A 26,142-nucleotide genomic window follows, 5' to 3' on the forward strand; every position below is an offset into this window, starting at 1 on the left:
CTCGAACCTCCACGGAGTTACCCGCTAGTACCTGAAACTAGTGCGTCTACCAATTTCGCCACCTGGGCATTTCAGGAAAACCGCAATTATAGCAGCTGTTTGAACGAGTTCTTTTCTGGTGCTCGAATTTTTGAATTCGGGTGAGCGCGAGAAAGAAAAACGTGTCGATAAACGAAAAGGCCTGACAGCGGGTGACTGTCAGGCCTTTATGATGTGTTTGGTGCCCAAGAGAGGACTCGAACCTCCACGCCTCTCGGCGCTAGTACCTGAAACTAGTGCGTCTACCAATTCCGCCACCTGGGCATCTCAGGAAGCCGCTAGTATAGCATCAAAATTTCATCTAAGAGAAGTAGTGAACGACAAAAACAGCCTGTTGGCCGAGTTCGAAGGTGTGGTGTCCGGTCATCGCGATGGACATGGTTTCGTGATCCGAGATGATGGGCAAGCCGACATCTATTTGCCGCCGAACGAGATGCGTGCGGTCCTGCACAAGGACAGGGTCAAGGCCCGCATCGTGCGCCTCGATCGCAAGGGCCGGCCAGAGGGGCGCGTGACCGAAATCCTGGAGCGGCCCGACGTGCCGATCATTGGTCGGTTGTTGCAGGAAAGCGGTGTCTGGCTGGTGGCCCCGGAAGACAAACGCTACGGCCAAGACGTGTTGATCCCCAAGGGGGCGACGGGCTCGGCCAAGCCGGGCCAGGTGGTGGTGGTTGAGCTGACCGAGCCACCAGCGCTGTATGGCCAGCCGGTGGGGCGGGTGAAGGAAGTGCTGGGTGACATCGATGACCCTGGCATGGAGATCGAGATCGCTGTGCGCAAGTACGGCGTGCCGCATCAGTTTTCAGACGCGGCCATGGCGCAGGCGCGCAGCATTCCTGACCATGTGTTGCCCAGAGACCTGCGCCATCGCGTGGACCTTCGCGACATTCCGTTGGTCACCATCGACGGCGAAGACGCCCGCGATTTCGACGACGCTGTCTATTGCGAACCCGCCAAGATCGGGCGGGCCAAAGGGTGGCGCTTGCTGGTGGCCATTGCCGACGTGAGCCACTATGTGGAGACGGGCTCCCCCATCGATGTGGACGCCTATGACCGGGCCACCTCGGTGTACTTCCCTCGGCGCGTGATCCCCATGCTGCCGGAGAAGTTGTCCAACGGCCTGTGCTCACTCAATCCCGGGGTTGAGCGGCTGTGCATGGTCTGCGACATGCTGATCAACGCCAAGGGCGAGATCCACGCTTATCAGTTCTACCCGGCGGTGATGTTCAGCCATGCCCGGTTCACCTACACCGAGGTGGCGGCCATCCTGCAGAACACTCGGGGACCCGAGGCCGCCAACCGCAAGCCGCTGGTGCCGTACCTTCTGAACCTGCACGATGTGTATCGCGCCTTGCTGGCCGCGAGGCAGGTGCGCGGTGCGGTGGACTTCGAGACGGTGGAAACCCAGATCGTGTGCGACGAGTCCGGGCGCATCGAGAAAATCGTGCCGCGCACCCGCAACGACGCACACAAGCTGATCGAAGAGGCGATGCTGGCCGCCAACGTTTGTTCGGCCGATTTCATCGGCAGCAGCAAGCACGCCGGCCTGTTCCGGGTTCACGAAGGCCCCACGCCTGAGAAGCAGGAGGTGCTGCGAAACTACCTCAAGGCGATGGGCTTGCCCTACACCATCAGCGACGAGCCGCACCCCAGCGAATTTCAGCAGATCGCCAGCGCCACCAAAGACCGGCCGGAGGCGCAACAGATCCACACCATGCTGTTGCGCTCAATGCAGCAAGCCATTTACACGCCGATCAACAGCGGGCACTTCGGCCTGGCGTTTGAGGCCTACACGCACTTCACCAGCCCCATCCGCCGTTACCCCGACCTGCTCGTGCATCGGGTGATCAAGTCCATCCTCACGGGCAAGCGCTACCAGTTGCCGGCATTGCCCACGCCGGGCGAAGCGCACGCCAAGCTCAGCAAGCGCCTGGCCAGTCGAGCGCCCACGCCCACGCAGACCCCGAAGAAGTTGTCGGCCGACACCCAGGCCTGGCAGGCCGCAGGCTTGCACTGCAGCGCCAACGAGCGCCGTGCCGACGAGGCCAGTCGCGATGTCGAGGCTTGGCTCAAGTGCAAGTACATGCGTGAACACCTGGGCGAGGAGTTCAGTGGCGTCGTCACGGCGGCGACCAGCTTCGGTCTGTTCGTCACGCTCGACGCCATGTACGTGGAGGGCTTGGTGCACATCACCGAACTCGGGGGTGAGTACTTCCGCTTCGATGAAGCCCGCCAAGAGCTGCGCGGCGAACGCACCGGCATTCGCTATGCACTGGGTACCCGTGTGCAGGTGCAGGTGAGCCGTGTTGACCTGGATGGTCGCCGCATCGATTTCCGCCTGGTGCGAGACCACGACGACCTGATGTCCCGCGCCATGCGCGACAAGACCGGTTCGGGCTCGGCTGACCCGGGGGCTCGCTCTGAAGGCAAGCGCCGCTCGCGACCCGAACCGGCTGGTGCGATGGACGTGAAAGCGGCTGTGCGGCAGGCCGCCAAGAAGGCTGCGCAGAAGGCGGCCAAGGCTGCCGGAAAAACCCGCAAGGGCCGCCGATGATGGGCGAGGCTCGGTCCTACACTCGGCGCCATGTCCATTCTTCTTTTTCTGCTTGATACGCTGTTCTTCGTGCTCGTGGCTTGCGCGCTTGCACGTGCCTGGATGAACCAGCAGCGCATTCACATGGCGGTGCAGCCCGGCCCGTTCGTCATGGCGGTGACCAACTGGCTGGTGCAGCCGCTGCGCCGTGCGATGCCGGCCAGCATGAAGCAAAGCCGCTGGGATTGGGCCAGTCTGTTGGCGGCTGTGGTGCTCTCGCTGGTGTACGGCGTCGTGGCGGTCTTGCTGCTGTCGCTGGCCTCGTTCGCCTCGCCGAGCGGTGCCATGTGGGTGACCGGTGCCTTGCTGCTGGCCGTCAAGCACCTGGTGCGCACCGTGTTGCAAGGCCTGATGCTGCTCCTGCTGGCTTACGCGGTGCTCAGTTGGGTGCAGCCGCATTCACCGGTCATGGGCACGCTGGAACGCCTGAGTGCACCCATCTTGCGGCCGTTGCGTCGCGTGGTGCCGCTGGTGGGTGGCGTTGACCTGTCGGTGCTGATTGCGATCGTGCTGCTGCAAGTTGGCCTGATGGTGCTGGGCTGATCGGCTCACCAGGTCTGCACGGCGTCGGCCAGGCGCGAGGCGCTGAGCGCGACGCCACCAGGCCAGGTGTCGGCCAGGGCGCCATGCTGCGCCACCGCCCGCTCCACCCGTTCGCGCAAAGGCAGGCCGGGTGAGACGCTAAGGCTGGCCCCCAGCATGCCCGCCAGCACGTCGCCGGTGCCGGCTGTGGCCAGCCGGGCATTGCCGGTGGGGTTGATCCAGGGCAGGGCGTCTGAAGAAGCCACCACCGTTCCCGCCCCCTTGAGCACACAGACCACCCCCAGCCCGTGGGCCAGTGCGGTCGCGCTGCGCAGCCGGTCTGCCATGACTTCGGACGTGGTGGCGCCCAGCAGGCGGGCCGCTTCAAGCGGGTGCGGGGTAATCACTGTTTCCTGTCCGTTGTGGCGGCGGGCTTTTATCAGCTTGCCCAGAGCGGGTGTGCCGGCCAGCTGGTTCAGTGCGTCGGCATCCAGCACCAGGCGCTTGGCCAGCCGAAGCAGCGGCTCCAGGTACTCGGCCACGGCTTGGCCGCCGCCACAGCCCGCCACCACCGTTGCCTGGGCCAGAAACTCAGGCTCGGTCAGGCGATCTGGCCGGCGCACCATCAACTCGGGGGCCAGAGGGTCCCAGTGGTTGGCGCCTCCGTCCAGCAAGCCCACGAATACCCGGCCAGCGCCGCCGTGAAGCGCCGCGCGCGCGGCCAGCAAGGCCGCGCCCACCATGCCCGCGCCGTCGATCTGCGGGCCTTGGCCTCCCAGGATGGCCACGTCGCCAAAGCTGCCTTTGTGGCTGGCGTGTGCGTGCTTGGCGCGGTCTGTGGGTAAGTGGTCGGTGCCACCCCAAGTGGCGCAAGCGGCTGGCGCTTCGGTCTCGGTCTGAGCCACACCAAGGTCGTCAAACCAGACGTCGCCAGCCAGGTCGCGGCCGTGCGCGGTGAAAAGGCCTGGTTTGAGCGTGAGCAGTGAAAGGGTGAGCCTGGCGCCTGCCGTGCGTGGGAGGGGGCCAAGGCAGGCGCCGGTGTCGGCGTCGAGTGCGCTGGGCAGGTCAACGCAAAGTACTGGGCTGGCGCTGTTGCGGATGGTGTCGATCTGCTCGCCCAGCAGCCCGGTGGGGGGGCGAGAGGCGCCAAGACCGAGCAGGGCGTCGATGATCAGGTCGGCCGCCTCTGGTGCATGCTGCCTGATCGTGACACCGGCTTCCAATGCCGCATGCCTCGCCCAAGCCGCGTCGGGCGGGAGCCGGGCCGGCTCCCCCACCTGGGTAACCCAGACTTCTGCAATGCCGGCTTTGTGCAGGAGGTGGGCGGCAACCCAGCCATCGCCGCCGTTGTTGCCTGGGCCGGTGGCGACCCAGATGCGCCTGGCGTGTGGCACCCAGGCGCGGGCCAGGCGCGCCACCGCCTCGCCAGCCCGCTTCATGAGCTCGTGCGCGGGCAGTGCCTCCTGGGCGATTGCCTCCAGTTGGCGGGTGGCGGCTGCGCTGTGAAGCAGCTCCCTGGTCTGCGGACTGAGTCGGCGTGGGGGTGGGCGGCATGTCATGGTGGGTTCATTTCAACACGCCAAGGCGCTGCCGTCAGAGACCTTGCCGCAGCGGGGCGTAGGTGGCAGCGTCGAGTGCGGGGGAGGCGCCCCCAAGTTCATCGGCAAGCAGTCGTGCGCTGCCGGCCGCCAGCGTCCAGCCAGCGGCGCCATGCCCCAGGTTGATCCATAGGCCGGGCAAGCGGGTGCCGCCGATCAGGGGTAGACCATCGTGCGTGGCGGCATACGAGCCGCGCCACTCTTGAACGCTGCCCTGCGGCCCACCGAAGCGCGCCGCACCGGGGAACCAGTCCATCAAGGTCTTGTAGAGCTGTTTCAGGGCCGCCGCGTCGGGGGCTGCGCCGGGCTTGGCGCCCAAGGTGGCGCCACCCGACACCCTTATCCGCTGGCCGAGGCGGGCGATCGAGACCTGTCTGGCGGGGTCGAACACGGCAGACAGGGGGGCATCCAGAGGCTCCCGGATCGCCGCGCTAACCGAGTGAGCGGTGATGGTCTGCGTGGGCAGTTTCAGGCCGAGTGGGCGCAGCAGCGTTGGCGCCGACGCACCGGTGCAGACAACCACGGCATCGTGGTCGCTGAAGGGGGCCGATGACTTGGGCGTGTGCACGCGCCAGGCGCCACCGGCCATGGGTTCGAGGCGGCTGACCAGGGTGCCCAATGCCAGGCGTGCCCCCAACTTTTGGGCGCGCGTTTTCATCAGCAGGGTCCACTCGCGACAGTTGGCGGCGCCTGCGTTCGCGATGGAGATCGCGGCGTGAATGGGGGTCTCAGGATTGAGGGCCGGCTCTTGTTGGCGCGCTTGTTCCGCGGTCAGGGCCTGTGCCGCGACGCCAATTTCTCGCAATCGCTCAATCGTTGTTTGGGCCGAGTCGGCTTCTTGGGGGGTGCGCAACAAGACCAGCAACCCGTCACTGGCGTCGTGGTCAAGTTCCAAGGCCCGGTTCAGGTCGTGCGTGTGCTCGGCGCTGTAAAGGGCCAGGCGTTGCAGGGCTTGATGCTGAGGCGTGCTGGCGCGGCCTTTGGTGCATTTGGCCCAGCGCCAGAGCCAGGTCCACTCACCAAGCCGTGGCAGACGCTGCAGGTGAAGGCCGCCTTTCGCCGAACCCCAGGGGCCGTTCCAATTGGTCTGTGCGGGGAGCCAGGCGGCGTTCCAGCCGGGACCTGTGAGTGCCCCCGTGGCGAAGCTGGCTTCTTCGCCGGCTGTCGGGTGGCGGTCGTAAAGCGTGACCTCGTGGCCATCGGCGGCAAGCTCCCAGGCCGTGGCCACACCAACCACGCCGGCTCCGATCACGGCGATGTTCATGGGCGAATTCCGGACACGATGGGGTGCAGGTCAGGGAATGGGGAAAAGGGGAGGGCGGCTGGCGGCATGACGCGTCAGTTTGTCCGGGGCAGCAGCGCAGAGTTGCGGGGTGGCCGGGGGAGGGTTCGGGAGTGGGGAGGGCGGGGTGCTATACTCGACAGGCTTTGCAGTTGGCGCCCCGCTTTGTGGTCGTGGCTTGCAAAGCAATCGCAAACCAGCCCAACCAGGTGTTGTTACGTTGTTTTACAGCGAGCAATCGGGGCTGGATTTTAGACCCAACCTACGGAAAGAAATCCCATGTCGATCTCCATGCGCGAAATGCTGGAAGCCGGTGTCCACTTCGGTCACCAGACCCGCTTCTGGAACCCCAAGATGGCCCCGTACATCTTTGGCCACCGCAACAAGATTCACATCGTCAACCTCGAAAAGACCCTGCCCCTGTTCGAGGAAGCCCAGAAGTTCGTGCGCCAGCTGTCCGCCAACCGCGGCACCATCCTGATGGTGGGCACCAAGCGCCAGTCGCGCGACATCGTGGCCGCTGAGGCCCGTCGTGCTGGCGTGCCTTTTGTTGACCAGCGCTGGCTGGGCGGCATGCTGACCAACTTCAAGACCGTCAAGACCTCCATCAAGCGCCTGAAGGACATGCAGGCCCAGAAGGAAGCCGGTCTGGACAGCATGACCAAGAAAGAGCAACTGATGTTTGCTCGCGAAATGGAAAAGCTCGAGAAGGACATCGGCGGCATTCAGGACATGGCCGCTCTGCCCGACGCCATCTTCGTGGTCGACGTGGGCTTCCACAAGATCGCCGTGGCCGAAGCCCAGAAGCTGGGCATCCCGCTGGTGGGCGTGGTTGACACCAACCACTCGCCGGCTGGCATCGACTACGTGATCCCCGGCAACGACGACTCGGCCCGTGCCGTGGCTCTGTACGCCCGTGGCATCGCCGACGCCATCCTGGAAGGCCGCGCCAACGCCGTGACCGATGTGGTCAAGGCCGTGGCCGCTGAAGGCAGCGACGAGTTCGTGGAAGTGCAGGACGGCGCCTCGGCCTGATCCGGCTTCCGCCGTGACTGAGGGGCTCATGTAGCCCCTTTTTCATACAAGCTTCTCAATATTCACTCTGCCCAGGAGGCCGTGTCGGTCCCCGGGCCAACGGAGAAACAAACATGGCAATTACCGCAAGCATGGTCGCCGAACTGCGCGCCAAGACCGACGCTCCCATGATGGAATGCAAGAAGGCCTTGACCGAGGCCGACGGCAACATGGAAAAGGCCGAAGAGATCCTGCGCGTCAAGCTGGGCAACAAGGCCAGCAAGGCCGCTTCCCGCGTGACCGCTGAAGGCGTGATCGCTGCCGCCGTTGAGGGCACCAATGGTGCGCTGATCGAGGTCAACTGCGAAACCGACTTCGTTTCCAAGAACGAAATCTTCCTGAGCTTCGTCAATGCCTGCGCCAAGCTGGTGGTTGGGCACAACCCTGCCGACGTGGCTGCCCTGTCGGCACTGCCGCTGTCGATGGAAGACTTCGGTCCCACGGTGGAAGACGTGCGCAAGGGCCTGATTGGCAAGATCGGCGAGAACATGAGCATCCGCCGCTTCAAGCGCTACAGCGGTGGTGGCCAACTGGCCGCCTACCTGCACGGCGTGCGCATTGGCGTGATGGTGGAGTTTGACGGTGACGCCGTGGCCGCCAAGGACGTGGCCATGCACGTGGCCGCCATGAAGCCCGTGGCCCTGTCTGGCGCCGACGTGCCGGCCGAGCTGATCGCCAAGGAGCGTTCGGTGGCCGAGCAGAAGGCTGCCGAGTCGGGCAAGCCCGCCGACATCGTGGCCAAGATGGTCGAAGGTTCGGTGCAGAAGTACCTGAAAGAAGTCTCCCTGCTGGACCAGGTCTTCGTGAAGGCCGCAGACGGCAAGCAGACCGTGGGTCAGTACCTTAAGTCGGCCAACACCACCGCCAAGGGCTTCACCCTGTACGTGGTGGGCGAAGGCATCGAGAAGAAGGTGGACGATTTCGCCGCTGAAGTGGCTGCCCAGGTGGCCGCTGCCAAGGGCGCCTGATCCCCTTGCTGCGCCCCTCGGGGTGCTGAAAAAGACGACGGGCCGCAAGGCCCGTTGTCACATCAGGACGGCTCCGCGGCGAGGGCCGTCCTCGTTACACTTGCCGGCTGTAGCGCCGCATCCTCTCCTGCAGAAAGTCTTTCATGTCAGCCAACACACGGTACACACGGATCTTGCTGAAACTGTCGGGCGAAGCCCTGATGGGCGACGACGCATTCGGTATCAATCGGGCCACCATCGAGCGCATCGTGGCCGAGATCGCCGAAGTGACGCGTTTGGGTGTGCAAGTGGCGGTAGTGATCGGTGGCGGCAATATTTTCCGTGGCGTTGCCGGTGGTGCCGTGGGCATGGACCGTGCCACGGCAGACTACATGGGCATGCTGGCCACGGTCATGAACTCGCTGGCGTTGGCCGATTCGATGGACAAGGCGGGCTTGGTGGCCCGGGTGATGTCGGCCATTGCCATTGAGCAGGTGGTTGAGCCCTACGTTCGTCCCAAGGCGTTGCAGTACCTTGAGGAGGGCAAGGTGGTTGTGTTCGCTGCGGGCACCGGCAATCCTTTCTTCACCACCGACACGGCCGCCGCCTTGCGCGGTGCAGAGATCGGTGCGCAGATTGTGCTGAAGGCCACCAAGGTGGACGGCGTTTACACCGCCGACCCCAAGAAGGACCCGACGGCCACGCGCTACGCCACGATCACTTTTGACGAAGCCATGTCCCGCAACCTTGAGGTGATGGACGCCACGGCGTTTGCCTTGTGCCGCGACCAGAAGCTGCCCGTCAAGGTGTTCTCGATTTTTAAGCCGGGCGCGTTGCGCGCCGTGGTTCTGGGCGCCGACGAAGGCACCCTTGTCCACGTCTGATTCTCGCCAGGCTTTTCCGTCGTTTCCAGGAGTTCCCATGACCATCGCCGATATCCGCAAGAACGCCGAGCACAAGATGCAGCAGTCGATCGAGGCGTTCAAGACCAACCTCACCAAGGTGCGCACCGGCCGCGCCAACCCGGCACTGTTGGACACGGTGCACGTGGACTATTACGGCTCGATGCTGCCGCTGTCGCAAGTGGCCAACCTGTCGTTGCTGGACGCCCGCACCATTGGTGTGTCGCCCTGGGAAAAGGGCATGGGCGCCAAGATTGAGAAGGCCATCCGCGAGTCTGACCTGGGCCTCAACCCGCAAAGCCAGGGTGACCTCATTCGCGTGCCAATGCCGCCCATGACCGAAGAGCGCCGCAAGGAACTCACCAAGGTGGTCAAAGGCGAGGGCGAAAACGCCAAGGTGGCCATTCGCAACCTGCGCCGCGACGCCAACGAGTCGGTGAAAAAGCTGGTGAAGGACAAGCTGGCTTCCGAGGACGATGAGCGCCGCGCGGCCGACGACATTCAGAAGCTCACCGACCGCATGATCACCGAGGTGGACAAGCTGGTGGCCTCCAAAGAGCAGGACATCATGGCCGTCTGAGGCCAGGTGCCTCGCCCTCAGTTGATGAAGTCCGATACGACCGAGAGTCCGCGCCTGCCACGGCACGTGGCCATCGTGATGGATGGCAACGGCCGCTGGGCGCAGAAGCGCTGGCTGCCTCGCGTGGCGGGCCACAAGCAGGGCGTTGACACTTTGCGACGGGTGGTGCGCCTCTGCCTTGAACGGGGCATTGGTGCACTCACCGTGTTTGCTTTTTCCTCGGAAAACTGGAATCGCCCCGCCGATGAGGTGAGTGGCTTGATGGAGCTGCTGGCGCTGGCCTTGTCGCGCGAGGTGCCCAGCCTGGCCGAGAACGGCGTGCAACTGCACTTCCCCGGTGATCGCAGCGCCTTGTCATCCCGGGTGGTGCAAGGGCTGGAAGCCGCAGAGCAGCGCACCGCCGACAATCGCCGTTTGGTGCTCAACGTCTGCTTCAATTACGGCGGACGCTGGGACATCGCCCAGGCGGCCAAGCGCTTGGCGCAAGAAGGCTTGCCGATCGATGAGGCCTCGCTGGCCTCGCACTTGGCCCTGGCCCATGTGCCAGACCCCGATCTGGTGATCCGCACCGGCGGCGAGGTTCGCATCAGCAACTTCCTCTTGTGGCAGGCCGCCTACGCCGAACTGTATTTCTCTGACTGCCTTTGGCCCGACTTCGACGGTGCCGAGCTGGACCGCGCACTGGCCGAGTACGCCCGGCGTGAGCGCCGCTTTGGCAAGACTTCTGAACAGGTTCGGCCAGCCGCCGAACTGCCCACCGCTTCCGACCATGCTTAAGCAGCGCGTCATCACTGCCCTGGCGCTGCTCGCCGTGCTCTTGCCGGCCTTGTTCTATTCACAGATCGGCCCGTTCGCTGCCCTTGGGCTCTTGCTCATCACGGCAGCGGGCTGGGAGTGGTCCCGACTGAACGGCGTCGGCGAGGCGGGCTCCCGCGCCATCGGGCTTGTGCTGGGGCTGTTGCTGGCTGCCTTTTGGATGGCTGGTGGTCTGGACACGGACTGGCGGGCCTTGTGGATGGGCGTGGGGCTGGTCTGGGTGCTGCTGGCCTTGGTCATGCTGCGCCGTGGGGTTGTTGGCTGGGGGCGCTGGCCCGCTGGCTTGCGCTTGATGGCGGGTTTGTTCCTGATCGCCGTGGCTTGGCTGGCACTGGTGCAGGCCCGCATGAGAGGGCTTGAGTTTCTCTTGTCGTTGCTGCTGCTCGTCTGGATGGCCGACATCGCAGCCTATTTCGGCGGCAAGGCCTTCGGTCGGCGCAAGCTGGCGCCCACCATCAGCCCGGGCAAAAGCTGGGAGGGGGCCATTTCGGGGGCGCTGGGCGTGGCCGTGCTCGCGGCAGGCTGGATCGTCGCCGATCAGCGCGGCTTGGCGCATCAGGGCAGTTTGTACTCAGGTCTCTGGGCCAAGGGCCCGACCTGGACGGTGCTGGCGGTGCTCGGCCTCACGGCCATGAGTGTGGCCGGTGACCTGATCGAATCCCTGGTCAAGCGCAGTGCCGGGGTCAAGGATTCCAGTCAGCTGTTGCCCGGTCACGGAGGGGTGCTTGACCGCGTCGATGCGCTGCTGCCCGTGTTGCCGCTGGGCATGATGCTGGCATCGATTTGAGCGAATGAGCGACTTGCAACACATCACCGTTCTGGGGTCGACCGGCTCCATTGGCAAAAACACGCTGGACGTGGTGGCCCGCCACCCCGACCGTTTCCGGGTGTTCGCACTCACCGCGGCCACCCAGGTGGAGCTGATGGCCGAGCAATGCGCGCGTTTCGCACCGCGTTTTGCCGTGATGTCAACCGAGGAGCCGGCCCGGCGCTTGCGAGAGCGCCTGAAGGCAACAGGTGTGGCCACCGAAGTGCTTCACGGTGCCCAGGCGTTGTGCGAAGTCAGCGAAGCTCCCGAGGTCGATGCCGTGATGGCCGCCATCGTGGGTGCAGCGGGTTTGCCGCCCAGCCTGGCGGCGGCCCGTGCGGGCAAGAAGCTGCTGCTGGCCAACAAGGAAGCGTTGGTGGTGGGGGGCGAGCTGTTCATGCAGGCCGTGCAGGTGGGCGGCGCCACCCTGTTGCCGATCGACAGCGAGCACTCGGCCATCTTCCAGTCGCTGCCCGATGACCCGGCCAGCTGGTCGCGCCGCGTGCAGAAAATCGTATTGACCGCCTCGGGCGGGCCCTTCCGCACGCGCGACGTGGCGACCCTGAGCCACGTGACGCCCCAGGAGGCCTGCGCCCACCCCAACTGGGTGATGGGCCGAAAGATCTCGGTGGACTCGGCCACCATGATGAACAAGGCGCTGGAAGTGATTGAGGCACGCTACCTGTTCGGCCTGCCGCCCGAGCGCATTGAGGTGGTGATCCATCCGCAAAGTGTGATCCATTCGATGGTGCAGTACACGGACACCTCGGTGGTGGCCCAGCTCGGCACGCCAGACATGCGCGTGCCCATCGCGTACGGCTTGTCGTGGCCTGAGCGCATGGCGTCGGGCGCGGCGTCGCTGGATTTCGCCACGCTGTCCGCGCTCACCTTCGAGTCGGCCGACGCTGTGCGTTTCCCGGGTCTTCAACTTGCCTGGCAGGCGCTGAAAGCGGCGCCCGGCACCACCGCCGTGCTGAACGCAGCCAACGAAGTGGCCGTGGAGGCGTTTCTGGATGGGCGGTTGCGTTTTGACCAGATTTACGCGGTCAACCATGCAACTTTGGACGCTTGCCAGCCCTCCAAGCCGGATTCTCTTGACGACCTGCTGGCCATCGACGCCCATGCCCGCTCGGTGGCGTCTGCGAAGGTGGCGTCTCTGTCTCCCTGATTCTCCATGCTCACCACCGCACTGGCTTTCGTTCTTGCTCTGGGTTTGCTGATTGCCGTGCACGAGTACGGGCACTACCGCGTTGCGGTGGCCTGCGGGGTGAAGGTCTTGCGCTTTTCGGTGGGCTTTGGCAAGCCCATCTTCACCTGGCGCCGAAAAGGCAGCCCCACTGAGTTCGTGATTGGCGCCTTGCCTTTGGGCGGCTATGTGCGCATGCTCGATGAGCGAGAGGCGCCGGTTGACCCGCTGGAGCGCCACTTGGCCTTCAACAACCAATCCCTGCGCAAGCGCGCGGCCATCGTGGCGGCGGGACCGGTGGCCAACCTGCTGCTGGCGGTGTTGCTCTATGCCGGCGTGTTCTGGGCCGGTGTGGATGAGCCCCAGCCGATTCTGGGGTCGCCGGTGGCTGGCTCGCCCGCTCAGCGGGCGGGATTGCAGGCCGGCGACCGCGTGCTGCAGATGGCGGCCACAGGCGAAGAGGGCAGCCCTGTGGCCTCATTTGACGACCTGCGCTGGCGCCTGACCCAGGCGGCGCTCGATGGCCAGGACGTCACCCTGTGGGTCTCCGCTGGCGATGGCGATGTTGGCCGGCCGATGACGATGCGCCTCAGCGAACTTGATGCCAGGGAAGCCGACGCCACCCTGTTCAAGCGCATCGGCTTGCTGGGCCCCTACACCGCGCCGGTGATTGGGCAGGTGATGCCCGATGGCGCTGCGGCGGCCGCTGGCTTGCAGCAAGGTGATCGGGTGCGGCGCATCGACGGTCATGAGGTGCGCGATGGACAGTCCCTGCGCGAGTCGATTCGGGCTGCCGTCGGCCCGGCTGGTGCACCAGTCACACAGCATTGGGACATTGAACGCGCTGGCCAGGCCATGGCACTGACCGTGGTGCCCCGTCCTGAACCGTTGGGACAAGCTTGGGTGGGGCGCATCTCGGCTTACGTTGGCGAGGCGCCAGCCATGACCACGGTGCGATACGGTGTGCTGGACGGCCTCTGGCAGGCCACGGTGAAAACAGGCGAAGTCTCCTGGCTCACGCTCAAGATGATGGGGCGCATGCTGATTGGCGAGGCCTCCATCAAGAACCTCAGCGGGCCACTGACCATTGCCGATTACGCCGGCAAATCGGCCACCCTTGGCCTGAGCGCTTACATCATGTTTCTGGCGCTCATCAGCGTGAGCCTGGGTGTGCTGAACCTTCTCCCGCTACCCGTCTTGGATGGGGGGCACCTGATGTATTATCTTTGGGAGGCCGTGACCGGGCGCAGGGTGTCTGACGTCTGGATGGAACGGCTCCAACGCGGCGGCTTCATGATTCTCATGTTGCTCATGTCGGTTGCCCTGTTTAACGATGTGGCCCGCCTGGCTGGCTGACCTTTCTCCCCCCCTGCTCATGAAGAACAAAAAACCTGGTCTGCGCGGCCTCACCCTGTCTGTGCTCGCGTCGACTTTGCTGGCTGCCTTGCCTGCCTGGGCCGTCGAGCCGTTCACCGTTCGGGACATCCGGGTGGAAGGTCTGCAGCGTGTTGAGCCCGGCACGGTGTTCGCTTCGCTGCCTTTTCGCATTGGCGACCTGTACAACGACGAAAAAGGCTCCTCGGCCATCCGTTCGCTGTTTGGCCTGGGTCTTTTCAGTGACGTGCGCATTCAGGTGTCGGGTGAAGTGCTGACGGTGATCGTCGAAGAGCGCGCCACCGTGGCCGACGTGAGCTTCTCGGGCGTGAAAGAGTTCGACCAAGACGTGCTCAAGAAGGCCTTGCGCGACGTGGGCCTGACCGAGGGGCGTCCCTACGACAAAGCCCTGGCCGACCGGGCAGAGCAGGAACTCAAGCGCCAGTACATCAACCGCAGCATGTACGCCGCTCAGGTGGTGACCACCGTCACCCCTACCGACCGCAACCGTGTGAACCTCAACTTCAGTGTCACCGAAGGCGATGTGGCCAAGATCACCGAGATCCGCATCGTGGGCAACCGCGCGTTCTCGGAATCGACCCTTCGCGATCTGTTTGACCTGAACAGCGGCAACTGGCTGAGCTGGTACACCAAGTCCGATCGTTACTCGCGCGCCAAGCTCAATGCCGACATCGAGACGCTGCGCTCGTACTACCTCACGCGTGGCTACCTTGAGTTCCGGGTGGATTCCACCCAAGTCTCCATCAGCCCCGACAAGCAGCAGATGGGCATTACCCTCAACATCACCGAGGGAGACCGTTACCAGGTGTCGTCGGTGTCGCTAGAGGGCGAGTACCTGGGCCGGGAGAACGAGTTCAAGTCGCTCATCGCCATGCGCGCGGGCGAGGCCTACAACGTCGAAGACGTGACGGCCACCACCAAGGCCTTCACCGATTACTTCGGCGCCTTTGGTTACGCTTTCGCTCAGGTGGAAGCCGTGCCCGAGATCGATCGGGTGAACAAGCGCGTGGCCTTCGTGCTGCGCGCCCAGCCGGCCCGCCGCGTGTATGTGCGGCGCATCAACATCGAGGGCAACAACCGCACGCGCGACGAAGTGATCCGCCGCGAGTTCCGCCAACTCGAATCGGCCTGGTACGACAGCGATCGCATTCGCCTCTCGCGCGACCGTGTGGACCGTTTGGGTTTCTTCACCGAGGTGGGCATCGACACCCAGCCGGTGGCGGGCTCGCCCGACCAGGTGGACCTGACGGTGACGGTGGCCGAAAAGCCCACTGGCAACATCACACTGGGTGCCGGCTACTCGCAGGCCGAAGAGCTGTCCATCATTGCGGGTATTCGCCAGGAAAACGTGTTCGGCTCGGGCAATTACCTGGGCTTTGACATCAACACCAGCAAGTTCAACCGGCAGATGGTGCTCAGCACCACCAATCCGTACTTCACGCCGGATGGCGTGTCGCGCAGCTTCGACGCCTACTACCGCACCACGCGCCCCTACGACAACCAGGACGGTGACTACCGCCTGATCACCAAGGGCGTGAGCACCCGATTCGGTGTGCCATTCACCGAGGCGGACACGGTGTACTTCGGTGCCGGCCTGGAGCAGACCACCATTGAGGAAGGCAACTTCCTGCCACAGGCCTACGTGGATTACTCCAAAACCTTCGGCAAGACCAGCAACACGCTGCCATTGACGGTGGGCTGGGCCCGCGACACGCGCGACAGTTCGCTGGTGCCTACCCGTGGTCGCCTCCAGCGCTTCAACACCGAGCTGGCGATTGCCGGCGATGCACGCTACCTCAAAGCCAACTACCAGTTCCAGCAGTACGTGCCGCTCACCAAGCAGTACACCCTGGCCTTCAACACCGAGCTGGGATACGGCAAGGGACTCAATGGCCGTGAGTACCCGATCTTCAAGAACTTTTTCGGTGGTGGCCTGGGGTCGGTGCGTGGCTTTGAGCAAGGCACCCTGGGTCCACGCTCTCCAGTGAATGGTTTGCCTGGCGAGTTCATCAACATCGGTGGCAACCGTAGCGTGGCACTGAACGCCGAGTTCATCGCGCCGTTCCCCGGCGCGGGCAATGACCGAACCCTTCGTATGTTTGCCTTTGCTGACGTGGGCAACGTGTACGGCCCGAGCGAGAGCCTGTCGTTTTCTCAGCTGCGGGCCTCGGTGGGTGTTGGTCTGAGTTGGGTGTCCCCGGTGGGGCCATTGCGCTTTGCCATTGCCAACCCCATTCGCAAACTCGACGGGGATAAAATTCAACGCTTCCAGTTTCAGATCGGAACCTCCTTTTGATGACCATGTTTTCCACTTCGACCACCCGGCGCCTGGTCATGGCTGCGGCCCTGGCGGTGATGTCCCTGAGCGTGTCGGCGCAGAGCTTGCGCATTGGCTACGTCAACCTCGAGCGCATCCTTCGCGACTCGACTTCCGCCAAGGCGGCCCAAACCAAGCTGGAGAAGGAATTCGCCAGCCGGGAGAAGGAAATCCAGAACCTGGCTGCCCAACTGAAGTCGGCGTCGGAGAAGTTCGAGCGCGAAGCGCCCACGCTGGCTGAAGGCCAGCGCACCACGCGCCAGCGCCAGCTCATCGACCAGGATCGCGAGTTCCAGCGCAAGCAGCGCGAGTTCCAGGAAGACCTGAACCTGCGCAAGAACGAGGAACTGCAGGGTGTGCTGGAGCGGGCCAATCGCGTGATTCGTCAGATCGCCGAGTCCGAGAAATACGACCTGATCGTTCAGGAAGCCGTTTACATCAACCCCAAGCACGACATCACCGACAAGGTGATCGGCGGCTTGAACGGCGCCAAGTAAGCGCCCCATCGCCCGTGAGCCAACCGCTGGGCGCCATCGCCGAGGCCCTGCGGGGCCGGCTCATCGGTGACGCCAACCTCATCATTCACAAGCTCTCGCCCGTGGGTTCCGCAGCCCCGGGCGAGTTATCTTTTGTCTCGCACGCCCGCTACGCCAGGCAGATCGACACCACCCAGGCGTCTGCCTTGCTGGTGCCGCCCGCCTTGGTCGAGGCGGCCCAGGCGCGAGGAGCCTGCATCGTGGTGGACGACGCCTACCTGGCCTTCGCCCGGCTCACCCAATGGTGGCGGCAGCAGCACGACGATTTGCCGCCGCCTCGCCTTCACCCTCAGGCCAGCATCGACCCGTCGGCCGTGATCGGCCAGGGCGTGGACGTTGGTCCGTTCGCCGTGATCGAGGCCGGCGCTCGCATCGGTGATGGCGCGCGCATCGGCGCACATGCCGTCGTGGGGCGTGATGCGGTGGTGGGCGATGACACGGTGCTCTACCCTCGGGTGGTGATCGGTGCGCGTTGCTCGGTGGGCGCGCGCGGCGTGTTGCACCCGGGCGTGGTGATCGGCGCCGATGGCTTTGGCTTTGCGCCCCATCAGGGGCAATGGGTCAAGATCGAGCAGTTGGGCGCGGTGCGCATTGGCGATGACGTGGAGATCGGTGCGAACACTTGCATCGACCGTGGTGCGCTGGACGACACGGTCATTGGCGATGGCGTGAAGCTCGACAACCTCATCCAGATTGGCCACAACGTGCAGGTGGGGTCGAACACCGCCATGGCGGGCTGCGTGGGGGTGGCGGGCAGCGCCACGATCGGCGCGAATTGCACCGTGGGTGGTGGCGCGGTGGTGCTGGGGCACCTGAGCCTGGCCGACGGCGTGCACATTTCGGCCGCGTCGGTGGTGACCCGTTCCATCCAGCGCCCCGGCCACTACACCGGCATGTTCCCCATCGACGACAATGCCGCCTGGGAAAAGAACGCCGCTTCCCTGAAGCAACTCAATCGCCTGCGCGAACGGCTCAAGGCCGTGGAAAACGCGATCGCGCAGGCCTCACCGAAGAACGACACACCATGATGGACATCCACCAGATCCTCAAGCAACTGCCCCACCGTTACCCGATCCTGCTGGTCGATCGCGTGCTGGAGGTGGAGAAGGGCAAGAGCATCAAGGCGCTGAAGAACGTCTCCATCAACGAGCCCCAGTTCACGGGTCACTTTCCGCACCGCCCGGTGTTCCCGGGGGTGCTGATTCTGGAAGCCATGGCCCAGACCGCCGCGCTGCTGGCCTTCGAGACCCTCGGTGTCACGCCCGACGACAAGACGGTGTATTACTTCGCCGGCATTGACGGCGCGCGGTTCAAGCGCCCAGTTGAGCCGGGCGATCAGCTCATCATGGACGTGACGCTGGACCGCATGAAGGCCGGCATCTTCAAGTTCAAGGGCATCACCCGCGTGGCGGGTGAGGTGGCCTGCGAGGCCGAGCTGATGTGCACCATGCGCACGATCGCCTGACACCACAGGAGGGCGTGAGATGAGCCACATCCACCCCACCGCCGTGGTGGACCCGAAAGCCGAAATCGACAGCAGCGTGGCGATCGGCCCCTACACGGTGGTCGGCCCCAACGTGAAGATCGGCGCCGGCACAACCGTGGGCGCCCATTGCGTGATCGAGGGGCACACCACGATCGGGCGCGACAACCGCATCTTCCAGTTCAACTCGCTGGGCGCGATTCCGCAAGACAAGAAGTACGCGGGCGAACCGTGTGAGCTGATCATTGGCGACCGCAACACGATTCGCGAGTTCTGCACCTTCAACATCGGCTCGCCCGGTGACAAGGGCGTCACGCGCGTGGGCGACGACAACTGGATCATGGCCTACGTCCACCTCGCACACGATTGCACCGTGGGCAACAAGACCATCTTCGCCAACAACTCGCAACTCGCGGGCCATGTGGAAGTGGGCGACTGGGTGATTCTGGGCGGCTTCACGGTGGTGCACCAGTTCGTGCGCATCGGGGCGCACGCCATGACGGCGATGTGCTCGCTGCTGTTTGCCGACCTCCCGCCTTTCGTGATGTGCCAGGGCCAGCCGGCCAAGGCCCGCTCGATGAACTTCGAGGGGCTGCGCCGCCGTGGTTTCTCGGCCGAGCGCATCGCGGCCGTCAAGGCCATGCACAAGGCCCTGTACCGCGAAGACCTCACGCTGGAGCAGGCCACGCAGCGTGTCTCCACGCTGGCCGAGGGCAAGCCGGACGTGGCGCAGGACGTTGACCTGATAGTCGGCTTCTTGGCTGGTGTCTCGCCCCAGCGCGGCATCGTTCGCTGAGGGTTGCCGTGTCGCCGTCGGTGCGCATCGCCTTGGTGGCGGGGGAGACTTCGGGCGATTTGCTGGGCGGCCTGTTGCTGGGCGGCCTCCGCCAGCGCTGGCCAGACTTGCAGGCCTTTGGCATTGGCGGTCCGCACCTGCAAGCGCAAGGCTTCGATGCCTGGTGGCCCAGCGACAAATTGGCGGTGCGCGGTTATGTGGAGGTGTTGCGCCACTACCGCGAGATCGTGGGCATCCGCCGAGAGCTGCAGCAGCGCCTGCTGCAAGGGCAGCGCCCCGACGTGTTCGTCGGCGTGGACGCGCCCGATTTCAACCTTGACCTCGAAGCCGGCCTGCGTGAGCAGGGTGTGCGCACGGTGCATTTCGTTTGCCCCTCGATCTGGGCCTGGCGGCCCGAGCGGGTGGAGAAGATCCGCCGCAGCGCTGACCACGTGCTGTGCATCTTTCCCTTTGAGCCCGAGTTGCTGGCCCAGCATGGCATTGGCGCCACCTACGTGGGCCACCCGCTGGCCAACGTGATTCCCCTGGTGCCTGACCGCGCAGCCGCCCGAGCTGCGCTGGGCTTGCGTGCGGACGCGCCGGTGGTGGCCATCCTGCCGGGCAGCCGAGCTTCCGAGATTCAGTACCTGGGCGAGCTGTTCCTGAGCGCGGCTTCTCTGCTGGCGCGCCAGCGCCTGGACCTGCAATTTGTGTTGCCAGCGGTGCCCGCGCACCGGGCCCGCATTGACGCCCTGGTGGCCAAGGCTGGCCTGTGCGATCGCTTGACGGTGCTGGCGGGGCAGTCGCACGCGGCCTTGGCGGCCTGTGACGTCACGCTGATCGCCAGTGGCACGGCCACGCTGGAGGCGGCCTTGTTCAAGCGGCCCATGGTGATCGCCTACAACATGAACTGGCTGTCGTGGCAGATCATGCGGCGCAAGCAGTTGCAGCCCTGGGTGGGCTTGCCCAACATCCTCAGTGGCTACTTTGTGGTGCCCGAGTTCCTGCAAGACCGCGCCCGGCCTCAGGCCTTGGCGCAGGCGGTCACCGACTGGCTGGACGATCCGGCCCGCTGTGCCGAGCTGCAGGCCCGTTTCACCGACCTTCATCACACCTTGCGCCGCGACACGGCGATGCTGGCCACCCATGCGATCGAAGAGCTTCTTGCACGCTGAGCAAGCCACCCTGGCCTGGGACGTGCCTGGTCTGGTGGCGGGGGTGGACGAGGCGGGCCGTGGCCCGCTGGCCGGCCCGGTGGTGGCCGCGGCCGTGATCCTGGACGACATGCGCCCGATCAAGGGTCTGGCCGATTCCAAGAAACTCAGTCCCAAGCGGCGCGAGGCCTTGTACGACGAAATCCGGGCGCGCGCACTGTGCTGCAGCATCGCCGAGGCCTCGGTGGAAGAGATTGACCGCCTGAACATCCTGCACGCCACCATGCTGGCCATGCGCCGGGCCGTTCAGGGCCTGCGTCTCAAGCCCACCAAGGTGCTGGTGGACGGCAACCGCATCCCCCCGCTGGACGTACTGGCCGAGGCCATTGTGAAGGGCGATGCCAAGGTGCCGGCCATTTCGGCGGCGTCCATTCTGGCCAAGGTCACGCGCGACCGGATGCTCGCCGATCTGCACATCCGCCACCCCGAGTACGGCTTTGACCAGCACAAAGGCTACGGTACCGCGCAGCACCTGGCGGCCTTGCGCCGCCTGGGGCCCTTGCCGGAACACCGCCGGTCGTTCGCGCCCGTGGCGCAGCAATGCAGGGCCGAGGCATGAACACGCCGCAGCACATCGTGTCGCGGGACAACCCGCTGATCAAGAAGCTGCGCCAACTGGCGCAAGACAGCACGGCCTATCGCAAACACGGCCAGGTGTGGCTGGAGGGCGATCACTTGGTGCGCGCCCTGCTGCAGCGCGGCGGCCGACCCGACGTGGCGGTGTTCACCGAATCCGCCTGGCCCCAGGTGCCTGAGGCACTGCGCGACGCGGCTCCCCAGGTGGTGCTGGTGCCCGATGCGCTGATGGCTAGCGTGAGCGGGCTGGAATCGCCGCCGACCATGGGCTTTTTGTGTTCGCCCAGCCCTGGCGCGCAGCCGCGTGCCGGCGTGCCCACGGTGGTGCTGGACCGACTGCAAGACGCGGGCAACGTGGGCTCAATTGTTCGCAGTGCCGCTGCCTTGGGTTTCGCCCAGGTGCTGGCCCTCAAGGGCACGGCGGCGCTGTGGTCGCCCAAGGTGGTTCGCGCCGGCATGGGCGCGCATTTCGGTTTGCACTTGGTTGAGGGCCTGGGCGCCGAGGCGCTCGATGGCCTGGAGTTGCCTTTGCTGGTGACCAGCTCGCACCAGGGCCAGTGGCTGCACAAGGCGCAATTGCCCTGGCCTTGTGCCTGGGTGATGGGGCACGAAGGGCAGGGCGTGGGCGAGGCCCTCATGGCCCGTGCCAGTGCCCATGTCCGCATCATCCAGCCCGGCGGAGAAGAGTCGCTCAACGTGGCGGCGGCCGCCGCCATTTGCCTGCACGCCAGCGCCGCGCAACGCGCGGAATAATCGGCGTCGCCAGGGCGACAATGGGATTGCCCGGGCTATAATCCCGCGGTTTACCCGCAATTTGCGCAGCCCACGCGCGCCCCGGCTTTTCACCCCAGGTTTTTCCTCTGGTCTTGCTTCTGCCCAGTGCAGCAGCAGCCAGAGCGCAAGCCCTGCGCGGCACCTGCCGCCGGCTCCTGTGGCACTGCCGCCCTTCTCTGGAGAGTTCCGTGCTTCCCGTCCACCCGAAAGCCCTTCTCGCGCTCGCCGACGGCACGGTCTTTACAGGCATTTCCATCGGTGCCACTGGCCAGACCACGGGTGAGGTTGTGTTCAACACCTCGCTCACCGGTTACCAGGAGATCCTCACCGATCCGAGTTACTGCCGCCAGATCGTCACGCTGACGTACCCGCACATTGGCAACACCGGCATCAACGCCGAAGACGTGGAAGCCACCCGTGTGCACGCCGCCGGCCTGATCATCAAAGACCTGCCCCTGCTGGCCTCCAACTTCCGCTGCGAACAGACCCTCTCGCAATACCTGCAGAGCGAGGGCACAGTGGCGATTGCCGACATTGACACCCGCGCCCTGACGCGCCGCCTGCGCACCCACGGCGCGCAAAACGGCTGCATCCTGGCGCTGCCTGCTGGCGAAGCCATCACCGACGCCCACCGCGCCGCGGCCGTGGCGGCCGCCAAAGCCGCCCCGAGCATGGCTGGCCTTGACCTGGCCAAGGTGGTGTCGGTTGAGCAGCCCTACACCTGGACGCAAACCGAGTGGCAGCTGGGCTTCGGTTACGGCGAGCAGATCGCCCCGCGTTTTCACGTGGTGGCCTATGACTTCGGTGTGAAGCGCAACATCCTGCGCATGCTGGCCGAGCGCGGCTGCAAGATCACCGTGGTGCCGGCGCAGACCCCGGCGGCCGATGTGTTCAAGCTCAAGCCCAACGGCGTGTTCCTCTCCAACGGCCCTGGCGACCCGCAGCCCTGCGACTACGCCATTGCCGCCACGCGCGAGATCGTGGAATCGGGCATGCCCACCTTCGGTATCTGCCTGGGCCACCAGATCATGGCCTTGGCCAGCGGCGCCAAGACCTTCAAGATGGGCCACGGCCACCACGGCGCCAACCACCCGGTGAAAGACCTGGACACCGGCCGCGTGTCCATCACCAGCCAGAACCACGGCTTCGCGGTGGACGCCGATGCGCTGCCCGCCAACCTGCGCGCCACCCACGTGAGCCTGTTCGACGGCACGCTGCAGGGCCTGGCCCGCACCGACAAGCCGGCGTTCTGCTTCCAGGGCCACCCAGAGGCATCACCCGGCCCGCACGACATCGGCTACCTGTTTGACCGCTTCATTGCGCTGATGACCACGGCCCAGGAGAAGAAATAATGCCCAAGCGCACTGACATTCAAACCGTCCTCATCATTGGCGCCGGCCCGATCATCATCGGCCAGGCCTGCGAGTTCGACTACTCCGGCGTGCAGGCCTGCAAGGCCCTGCGCGAAGAGGGCTACAAGGTCATCCTGATCAACAGCAACCCGGCGACGATCATGACCGACCCGGCCACGGCCGACGTCACCTACATCGAGCCCATCACCTGGCAGACGGTCGAGAAGATCATCGCCAAAGAGCGCCCGCTCACCCCCGGTGGCTTCGCCATCCTGCCCACCATGGGCGGCCAGACCGCGCTGAACTGTGCGCTGGACCTGTGGCGCAATGGCGTGCTGGAGAAGCACAACGTCGAGCTGATCGGCGCCACGCCCGAGGCCATCGACAAGGCCGAAGACCGCCTGAAGTTCAAGGACGCCATGACCAAGATCGGTCTGGGCTCTGCGCGCTCGGGCATTGCCCACAGCATGGAAGAAGCCTGGGCCGTGCAGAAGACCGTGGGCTTCCCGGTGGTGATTCGCCCCAGCTTCACCCTGGGCGGCACGGGTGGCGGCATTGCCTACAACCCGGAAGAGTTCGAGACCATTTGCAAGCGCGGCCTGGAGGCCTCGCCCACCAACGAGCTGCTGATCGAAGAGTCGCTGCTGGGTTGGAAGGAATACGAGATGGAAGTGGTTCGCGACAAGGCGGACAACTGCATCATCGTCTGCTCGATCGAAAACCTCGACCCCATGGGCGTGCACACCGGTGACTCGATCACCGTGGCCCCGGCCCAGACGCTGACCGACAAGGAATACCAGATCCTGCGCAACGCCTCGCTGGCCGTGTTGCGCGAGATCGGCGTGGACACTGGCGGCTCCAACGTGCAGTTCTCGATCAACCCGAAGGACGGCCGCATGGTCGTGATCGAGATGAACCCGCGCGTGTCGCGTTCGTCGGCCCTGGCCTCCAAGGCCACCGGCTTTCCCATCGCCAAGGTGGCGGCCAAGCTGGCCGTGGGCTACACGCTGGACGAGCTGCGCAACGAGATCACGGGCGGCGCCACGCCGGCCTCGTTCGAGCCCTCGATCGACTACGTGGTCACCAAGATTCCCCGTTTCGCCTTTGAGAAGTTCCCGGCCGCCGACAGCCGCCTGACCACCCAGATGAAGTCGGTGGGCGAGGTCATGGCCATGGGCCGAACCTTCCAGGAAAGCTTCCAGAAAGCCCTGCGCGGCCTGGAAGTGGGCGTGGACGGCATGAACGAGAAGACCCAGGACCGCGAGCTGCTCGAAAAGGAACTCGGCGAGCCCGGCCCCGAGCGCATCTGGTACGTGGGCGACGCCTTCGCCATGGGCCTGTCGGTGGACGAGGTGTACGACCTCACCAAGATCGACAAGTGGTTCCTGGTGCAGATCGAGGAGATCGTGAAGATCGAGCTGGATCTGGACAAGCTCGCCGCCGAGAGGGGCGAGGCCGCGCTGGATGCGCTGGACGCCGGCACCCTGCGCACGCTCAAGAAGAAGGGCTTCTCCGACCGCCGCCTGGCCAAGCTGCTCAAGACCACGGAACAGGCCGTGCGTGACGCGCGCCGTGCCCTCAACGTGCGCCCGGTGTACAAGCGCGTGGACACCTGCGCCGCCGAGTTCGCCACCAACACCGCCTACATGTACTCGACCTACGAGGACGAGTGCGAGGCCGCGCCCACCGACAAGAAGAAGATCATGGTGCTCGGCGGCGGGCCCAACCGCATCGGCCAGGGCATCGAGTTCGACTACTGCTGCGTGCACGCCGCGCTCGCCATGCGCGAGGACGGCTACGAGACCATCATGGTCAACTGCAACCCCGAGACCGTGTCCACCGACTACGACACCAGCGACCGCCTGTACTTCGAGCCGCTGACGCTGGAAGACGTGCTGGAAATCGTCGAGACCGAGAAGCCCACTGGCGTGATCGTGCAGTACGGCGGCCAGACGCCGCTGAAGCTGGCGCTGGGCCTGGAGGCCGCGGGCGTGCCCATCATCGGCACCAGCCCCGACATGATCGACGCGGCCGAGGACCGTGAGCGCTTCCAGAAGCTGCTGCACGACCTGGGCCTGCGGCAGCCGCCCAACGCCACCGCGCGCACCGAGGCCGATGCCCTGGAAAAGGCAGCGGCCCTGGGTTACCCGCTGGTGGTGCGTCCCAGCTACGTGCTGGGCGGCCGCGCCATGGAAATCGTGCACGAGCAACGTGACCTGGAGCGCTACATGCGCGAGGCCGTGAAGGTGAGCAACGACTCGCCCGTATTGCTTGACCGCTTCCTGAACGACGCCATCGAGTGCGACGTGGACGCCATCCGCGACGCCTCGGGCCGCGTGTTCATCGGCGGCGTGATGGAGCACATCGAACAGGCTGGCGTGCACTCGGGCGACTCGGCCTGCTCGCTGCCGCCTTACTACCTGAGCAAGGCCACGGTGGACGAGCTCAAGCGCCAGACCGCTGCCATGGCCGAAGGCCTGAACGTGGTGGGCCTGATGAACGTGCAGTTCGCCATTCAGGAAGTGGAAGAGAACGGCCACAAGGAGGACGTGATCTTCGTGCTGGAGGTGAACCCGCGTGCCTCGCGCACCGTGCCCTTCGTGTCCAAGGCCACCGGCATCCAACTGGCCAAGGTGGCTGCGCGCTGCATGGCCGGCCAGACGCTGGACCAGCAGGGCATTGGCGCGGAAGTCACGCCGCCGTACTTCAGCGTGAAGGAGGCGGTGTTCCCCTTCGTGAAATTCCCGGGTGTGGACACCATCCTTGGCCCCGAGATGAAGTCCACCGGCGAGGTGATGGGCGTGGGCAAGACCTTTGGCGAGGCCTTCGTCAAGAGCCAGCTCGGCGCCGGCACCAAGCTGCCCAAATCGGGCAAGGTGTTCCTCACGGTGAAGAATGGCGACAAGGCGCGTGCCGTGGCCGTGGCCCGTGACCTGCATGGCATGGGCTTCGAGCTGGTGGCCACGCGCGGTACCGCTGCGGCCATCGCCGAGGCCGGCGTGCCGGTGCAGGTGGTGAACAAGGTGACCGAAGGCCGCCCGCACATCGTGGACATGATCAAGAACGACGAGATCGCCCTGGTCATCAACACGGTGGAAGAACGCCGCAACGCCATCGCCGACTCGCGCGCCATCCGCACCTCGGCCCTGCTGGCCCGTGTGACCACCTTCACCACCATCGCGGGCGCGGAAGCGGCCGTGGAGGGCATGAAGTACATGGACAGCCTGGGCGTGATCTCGGTGCAGGAAATGCACGCCCAACTGGCCGCCTGAGCTGGCGGCCCCGGCCGGCCCTGCGGGTTTGACCCGCTTGAGCCGGCCTCTTCAAAGGCGGCATAATGCCGCCAGACACCACCGCCGACCGGCAACGCTCG

The 26,142-nt window shown here is 65.2% G+C and carries 22 protein-coding genes and 1 tRNA gene; 20 read left to right on the plus strand and 3 right to left on the minus strand.

Translation table 11 applies throughout. The annotated features are described in order from the left end of the window. Nucleotides 1–218 precede the first annotated feature (218 nt). A tRNA-Leu gene (locus ACE3RQ_RS15865) sits at nucleotides 219–303 on the minus strand. A gap of 49 nt (nucleotides 304–352) precedes the next feature. On the opposite strand from ACE3RQ_RS15865, the gene rnr reads away from it, so the two are divergent. Together rnr and ACE3RQ_RS15875 are read left to right on the plus strand one after the other, a co-directional pair. Then, on the plus strand, nucleotides 353–2,593 hold the full coding sequence (gene rnr, locus ACE3RQ_RS15870) for a ribonuclease R (RefSeq protein ID WP_374523030.1): 2,241 nt from the start codon (nucleotides 353–355) through the stop codon (nucleotides 2,591–2,593). Nucleotides 2,594–2,623: 30 nt separating this feature from the next. Beyond that, the gene (locus tag ACE3RQ_RS15875; protein ID WP_374523031.1) at nucleotides 2,624–3,175 is read left to right on the plus strand and encodes a YggT family protein; all 552 of its coding nucleotides are present in this window, start codon (nucleotides 2,624–2,626) and stop codon (nucleotides 3,173–3,175) included. A 5-nt stretch (nucleotides 3,176–3,180) separates the two neighbouring features. Here ACE3RQ_RS15875 and ACE3RQ_RS15880 read toward each other — a convergent pair whose 3' ends face one another. Both ACE3RQ_RS15880 and ACE3RQ_RS15885 read right to left on the minus strand, forming a co-directional pair. Further along, nucleotides 3,181–4,713, minus strand: a complete 1,533-nt coding sequence (locus tag ACE3RQ_RS15880) for an NAD(P)H-hydrate dehydratase (protein ID WP_374523032.1) — start codon at nucleotides 4,711–4,713, stop codon at nucleotides 3,181–3,183. A 34-nt stretch (nucleotides 4,714–4,747) separates the two neighbouring features. After that, nucleotides 4,748–6,016, minus strand: a complete 1,269-nt coding sequence (locus tag ACE3RQ_RS15885; RefSeq protein ID WP_374523033.1) for an FAD-dependent oxidoreductase — start codon at nucleotides 6,014–6,016, stop codon at nucleotides 4,748–4,750. Nucleotides 6,017–6,313: 297 nt separating this feature from the next. Here ACE3RQ_RS15885 and rpsB point away from each other — a divergent pair, with 297 nt between their 5' ends. From rpsB to carB, 18 genes are all read left to right on the plus strand, one after another. Then, a complete protein-coding gene (gene rpsB, locus ACE3RQ_RS15890) occupies nucleotides 6,314–7,069 on the plus strand; it encodes a 30S ribosomal protein S2 (RefSeq protein WP_374523034.1) in 756 nt (251 codons plus the stop codon). Nucleotides 7,070–7,182: 113 nt separating this feature from the next. Beyond that, nucleotides 7,183–8,076: a translation elongation factor Ts gene (tsf, locus tag ACE3RQ_RS15895; protein WP_374523035.1), complete on the plus strand. Its 894-nt coding sequence runs from the start codon at nucleotides 7,183–7,185 to the stop codon at nucleotides 8,074–8,076. 143 nt (nucleotides 8,077–8,219) lie between these two features. Then, a complete protein-coding gene (gene pyrH / locus ACE3RQ_RS15900) occupies nucleotides 8,220–8,939 on the plus strand; it encodes a UMP kinase (protein WP_374523036.1) in 720 nt (239 codons plus the stop codon). Nucleotides 8,940–8,976: 37 nt separating this feature from the next. Further along, on the plus strand, nucleotides 8,977–9,537 hold the full coding sequence (gene frr / locus ACE3RQ_RS15905) for a ribosome recycling factor (RefSeq protein ID WP_374523037.1): 561 nt from the start codon (nucleotides 8,977–8,979) through the stop codon (nucleotides 9,535–9,537). Nucleotides 9,538–9,561: 24 nt separating this feature from the next. After that, a complete protein-coding gene (gene uppS / locus ACE3RQ_RS15910; protein WP_374523038.1) occupies nucleotides 9,562–10,314 on the plus strand; it encodes a polyprenyl diphosphate synthase in 753 nt (250 codons plus the stop codon). Further along, complete coding sequence (locus tag ACE3RQ_RS15915; RefSeq protein WP_374523106.1) at nucleotides 10,307–11,140, plus strand: phosphatidate cytidylyltransferase; 834 nt, start codon at nucleotides 10,307–10,309, stop codon at nucleotides 11,138–11,140. Before uppS ends, ACE3RQ_RS15915 begins: the two co-directional genes overlap by 8 nt. Before the next feature lie 4 nt (nucleotides 11,141–11,144). Then, nucleotides 11,145–12,329, plus strand: a complete 1,185-nt coding sequence (ispC, locus tag ACE3RQ_RS15920; RefSeq protein ID WP_374523039.1) for a 1-deoxy-D-xylulose-5-phosphate reductoisomerase — start codon at nucleotides 11,145–11,147, stop codon at nucleotides 12,327–12,329. A 6-nt stretch (nucleotides 12,330–12,335) separates the two neighbouring features. Next, a complete protein-coding gene (gene rseP, locus ACE3RQ_RS15925) occupies nucleotides 12,336–13,703 on the plus strand; it encodes an RIP metalloprotease RseP (protein WP_374523040.1) in 1,368 nt (455 codons plus the stop codon). A 19-nt stretch (nucleotides 13,704–13,722) separates the two neighbouring features. Further along, a complete protein-coding gene (gene bamA / locus ACE3RQ_RS15930) occupies nucleotides 13,723–16,038 on the plus strand; it encodes an outer membrane protein assembly factor BamA (RefSeq protein ID WP_374523041.1) in 2,316 nt (771 codons plus the stop codon). Nucleotides 16,039–16,043: 5 nt separating this feature from the next. After that, nucleotides 16,044–16,556: an OmpH family outer membrane protein gene (locus ACE3RQ_RS15935; protein ID WP_374523042.1), complete on the plus strand. Its 513-nt coding sequence runs from the start codon at nucleotides 16,044–16,046 to the stop codon at nucleotides 16,554–16,556. 14 nt (nucleotides 16,557–16,570) lie between these two features. After that, the gene (gene lpxD / locus ACE3RQ_RS15940) at nucleotides 16,571–17,623 is read left to right on the plus strand and encodes a UDP-3-O-(3-hydroxymyristoyl)glucosamine N-acyltransferase (protein WP_374523043.1); all 1,053 of its coding nucleotides are present in this window, start codon (nucleotides 16,571–16,573) and stop codon (nucleotides 17,621–17,623) included. Continuing rightward, nucleotides 17,620–18,060, plus strand: coding sequence for a 3-hydroxyacyl-ACP dehydratase FabZ (fabZ, locus tag ACE3RQ_RS15945; protein WP_374523044.1), 441 nt, complete (start codon nucleotides 17,620–17,622; stop codon nucleotides 18,058–18,060). The genes lpxD and fabZ overlap by 4 nt, the downstream gene beginning before the upstream one ends. A 19-nt stretch (nucleotides 18,061–18,079) precedes the next feature. Then, nucleotides 18,080–18,874, plus strand: coding sequence for an acyl-ACP--UDP-N-acetylglucosamine O-acyltransferase (gene lpxA, locus ACE3RQ_RS15950; RefSeq protein ID WP_374523045.1), 795 nt, complete (start codon nucleotides 18,080–18,082; stop codon nucleotides 18,872–18,874). Between the two features lie 8 nt (nucleotides 18,875–18,882). Continuing rightward, nucleotides 18,883–20,028 (plus strand): lipid-A-disaccharide synthase, encoded by a 1,146-nt coding sequence (gene lpxB / locus ACE3RQ_RS15955; RefSeq protein ID WP_374523046.1) that lies wholly within the window; start codon nucleotides 18,883–18,885, stop codon nucleotides 20,026–20,028. After that, the gene (rnhB, locus tag ACE3RQ_RS15960; protein ID WP_374523047.1) at nucleotides 20,000–20,626 is read left to right on the plus strand and encodes a ribonuclease HII; all 627 of its coding nucleotides are present in this window, start codon (nucleotides 20,000–20,002) and stop codon (nucleotides 20,624–20,626) included. Before lpxB ends, rnhB begins: the two co-directional genes overlap by 29 nt. Beyond that, complete coding sequence (locus tag ACE3RQ_RS15965; RefSeq protein ID WP_374523048.1) at nucleotides 20,623–21,396, plus strand: TrmH family RNA methyltransferase; 774 nt, start codon at nucleotides 20,623–20,625, stop codon at nucleotides 21,394–21,396. Before rnhB ends, ACE3RQ_RS15965 begins: the two co-directional genes overlap by 4 nt. 209 nt (nucleotides 21,397–21,605) lie before the next feature. Next, nucleotides 21,606–22,769, plus strand: a complete 1,164-nt coding sequence (carA, locus tag ACE3RQ_RS15970) for a glutamine-hydrolyzing carbamoyl-phosphate synthase small subunit (protein WP_374523049.1) — start codon at nucleotides 21,606–21,608, stop codon at nucleotides 22,767–22,769. Then, entirely contained in the window at nucleotides 22,769–26,041 is a 3,273-nt protein-coding gene (carB, locus tag ACE3RQ_RS15975) for a carbamoyl-phosphate synthase large subunit (RefSeq protein ID WP_374523050.1), read from the plus strand. Before carA ends, carB begins: the two co-directional genes overlap by 1 nt. The last annotated feature ends 101 nt before the right edge of the window (nucleotides 26,042–26,142 follow it).

The organism is Hydrogenophaga sp., assembly GCF_041913525.1.
Classification (GTDB): domain Bacteria; phylum Pseudomonadota; class Gammaproteobacteria; order Burkholderiales; family Burkholderiaceae_C; genus Hydrogenophaga.

Coding starts and splice junctions, on each gene's coding strand:
- bamA (WP_374523041.1), top strand. CDS start 13,723: ATGAAGAACAAAAAACCTGGTCTGCGCGGCCTCACCCTGTCTGTGCTC.
- tsf (WP_374523035.1), top strand. CDS start 7,183: ATGGCAATTACCGCAAGCATGGTCGCCGAACTGCGCGCCAAGACCGAC.
- frr (WP_374523037.1), top strand. CDS start 8,977: ATGACCATCGCCGATATCCGCAAGAACGCCGAGCACAAGATGCAGCAG.
- ACE3RQ_RS15915 (WP_374523106.1), top strand. CDS start 10,307: ATGCTTAAGCAGCGCGTCATCACTGCCCTGGCGCTGCTCGCCGTGCTC.
- uppS (WP_374523038.1), top strand. CDS start 9,562: ATGAAGTCCGATACGACCGAGAGTCCGCGCCTGCCACGGCACGTGGCC.
- fabZ (WP_374523044.1), top strand. CDS start 17,620: ATGATGGACATCCACCAGATCCTCAAGCAACTGCCCCACCGTTACCCG.
- pyrH (WP_374523036.1), top strand. CDS start 8,220: ATGTCAGCCAACACACGGTACACACGGATCTTGCTGAAACTGTCGGGC.
- rseP (WP_374523040.1), top strand. CDS start 12,336: ATGCTCACCACCGCACTGGCTTTCGTTCTTGCTCTGGGTTTGCTGATT.
- ACE3RQ_RS15965 (WP_374523048.1), top strand. CDS start 20,623: ATGAACACGCCGCAGCACATCGTGTCGCGGGACAACCCGCTGATCAAG.
- carB (WP_374523050.1), top strand. CDS start 22,769: ATGCCCAAGCGCACTGACATTCAAACCGTCCTCATCATTGGCGCCGGC.
- rpsB (WP_374523034.1), top strand. CDS start 6,314: ATGTCGATCTCCATGCGCGAAATGCTGGAAGCCGGTGTCCACTTCGGT.
- ACE3RQ_RS15880 (WP_374523032.1), bottom strand. CDS start 4,713: ATGACATGCCGCCCACCCCCACGCCGACTCAGTCCGCAGACCAGGGAG.
- rnhB (WP_374523047.1), top strand. CDS start 20,000: ATGCGATCGAAGAGCTTCTTGCACGCTGAGCAAGCCACCCTGGCCTGG.
- ACE3RQ_RS15885 (WP_374523033.1), bottom strand. CDS start 6,016: ATGAACATCGCCGTGATCGGAGCCGGCGTGGTTGGTGTGGCCACGGCC.
- lpxA (WP_374523045.1), top strand. CDS start 18,080: ATGAGCCACATCCACCCCACCGCCGTGGTGGACCCGAAAGCCGAAATC.
- ispC (WP_374523039.1), top strand. CDS start 11,145: ATGAGCGACTTGCAACACATCACCGTTCTGGGGTCGACCGGCTCCATT.
- ACE3RQ_RS15935 (WP_374523042.1), top strand. CDS start 16,044: ATGTTTTCCACTTCGACCACCCGGCGCCTGGTCATGGCTGCGGCCCTG.
- ACE3RQ_RS15875 (WP_374523031.1), top strand. CDS start 2,624: ATGTCCATTCTTCTTTTTCTGCTTGATACGCTGTTCTTCGTGCTCGTG.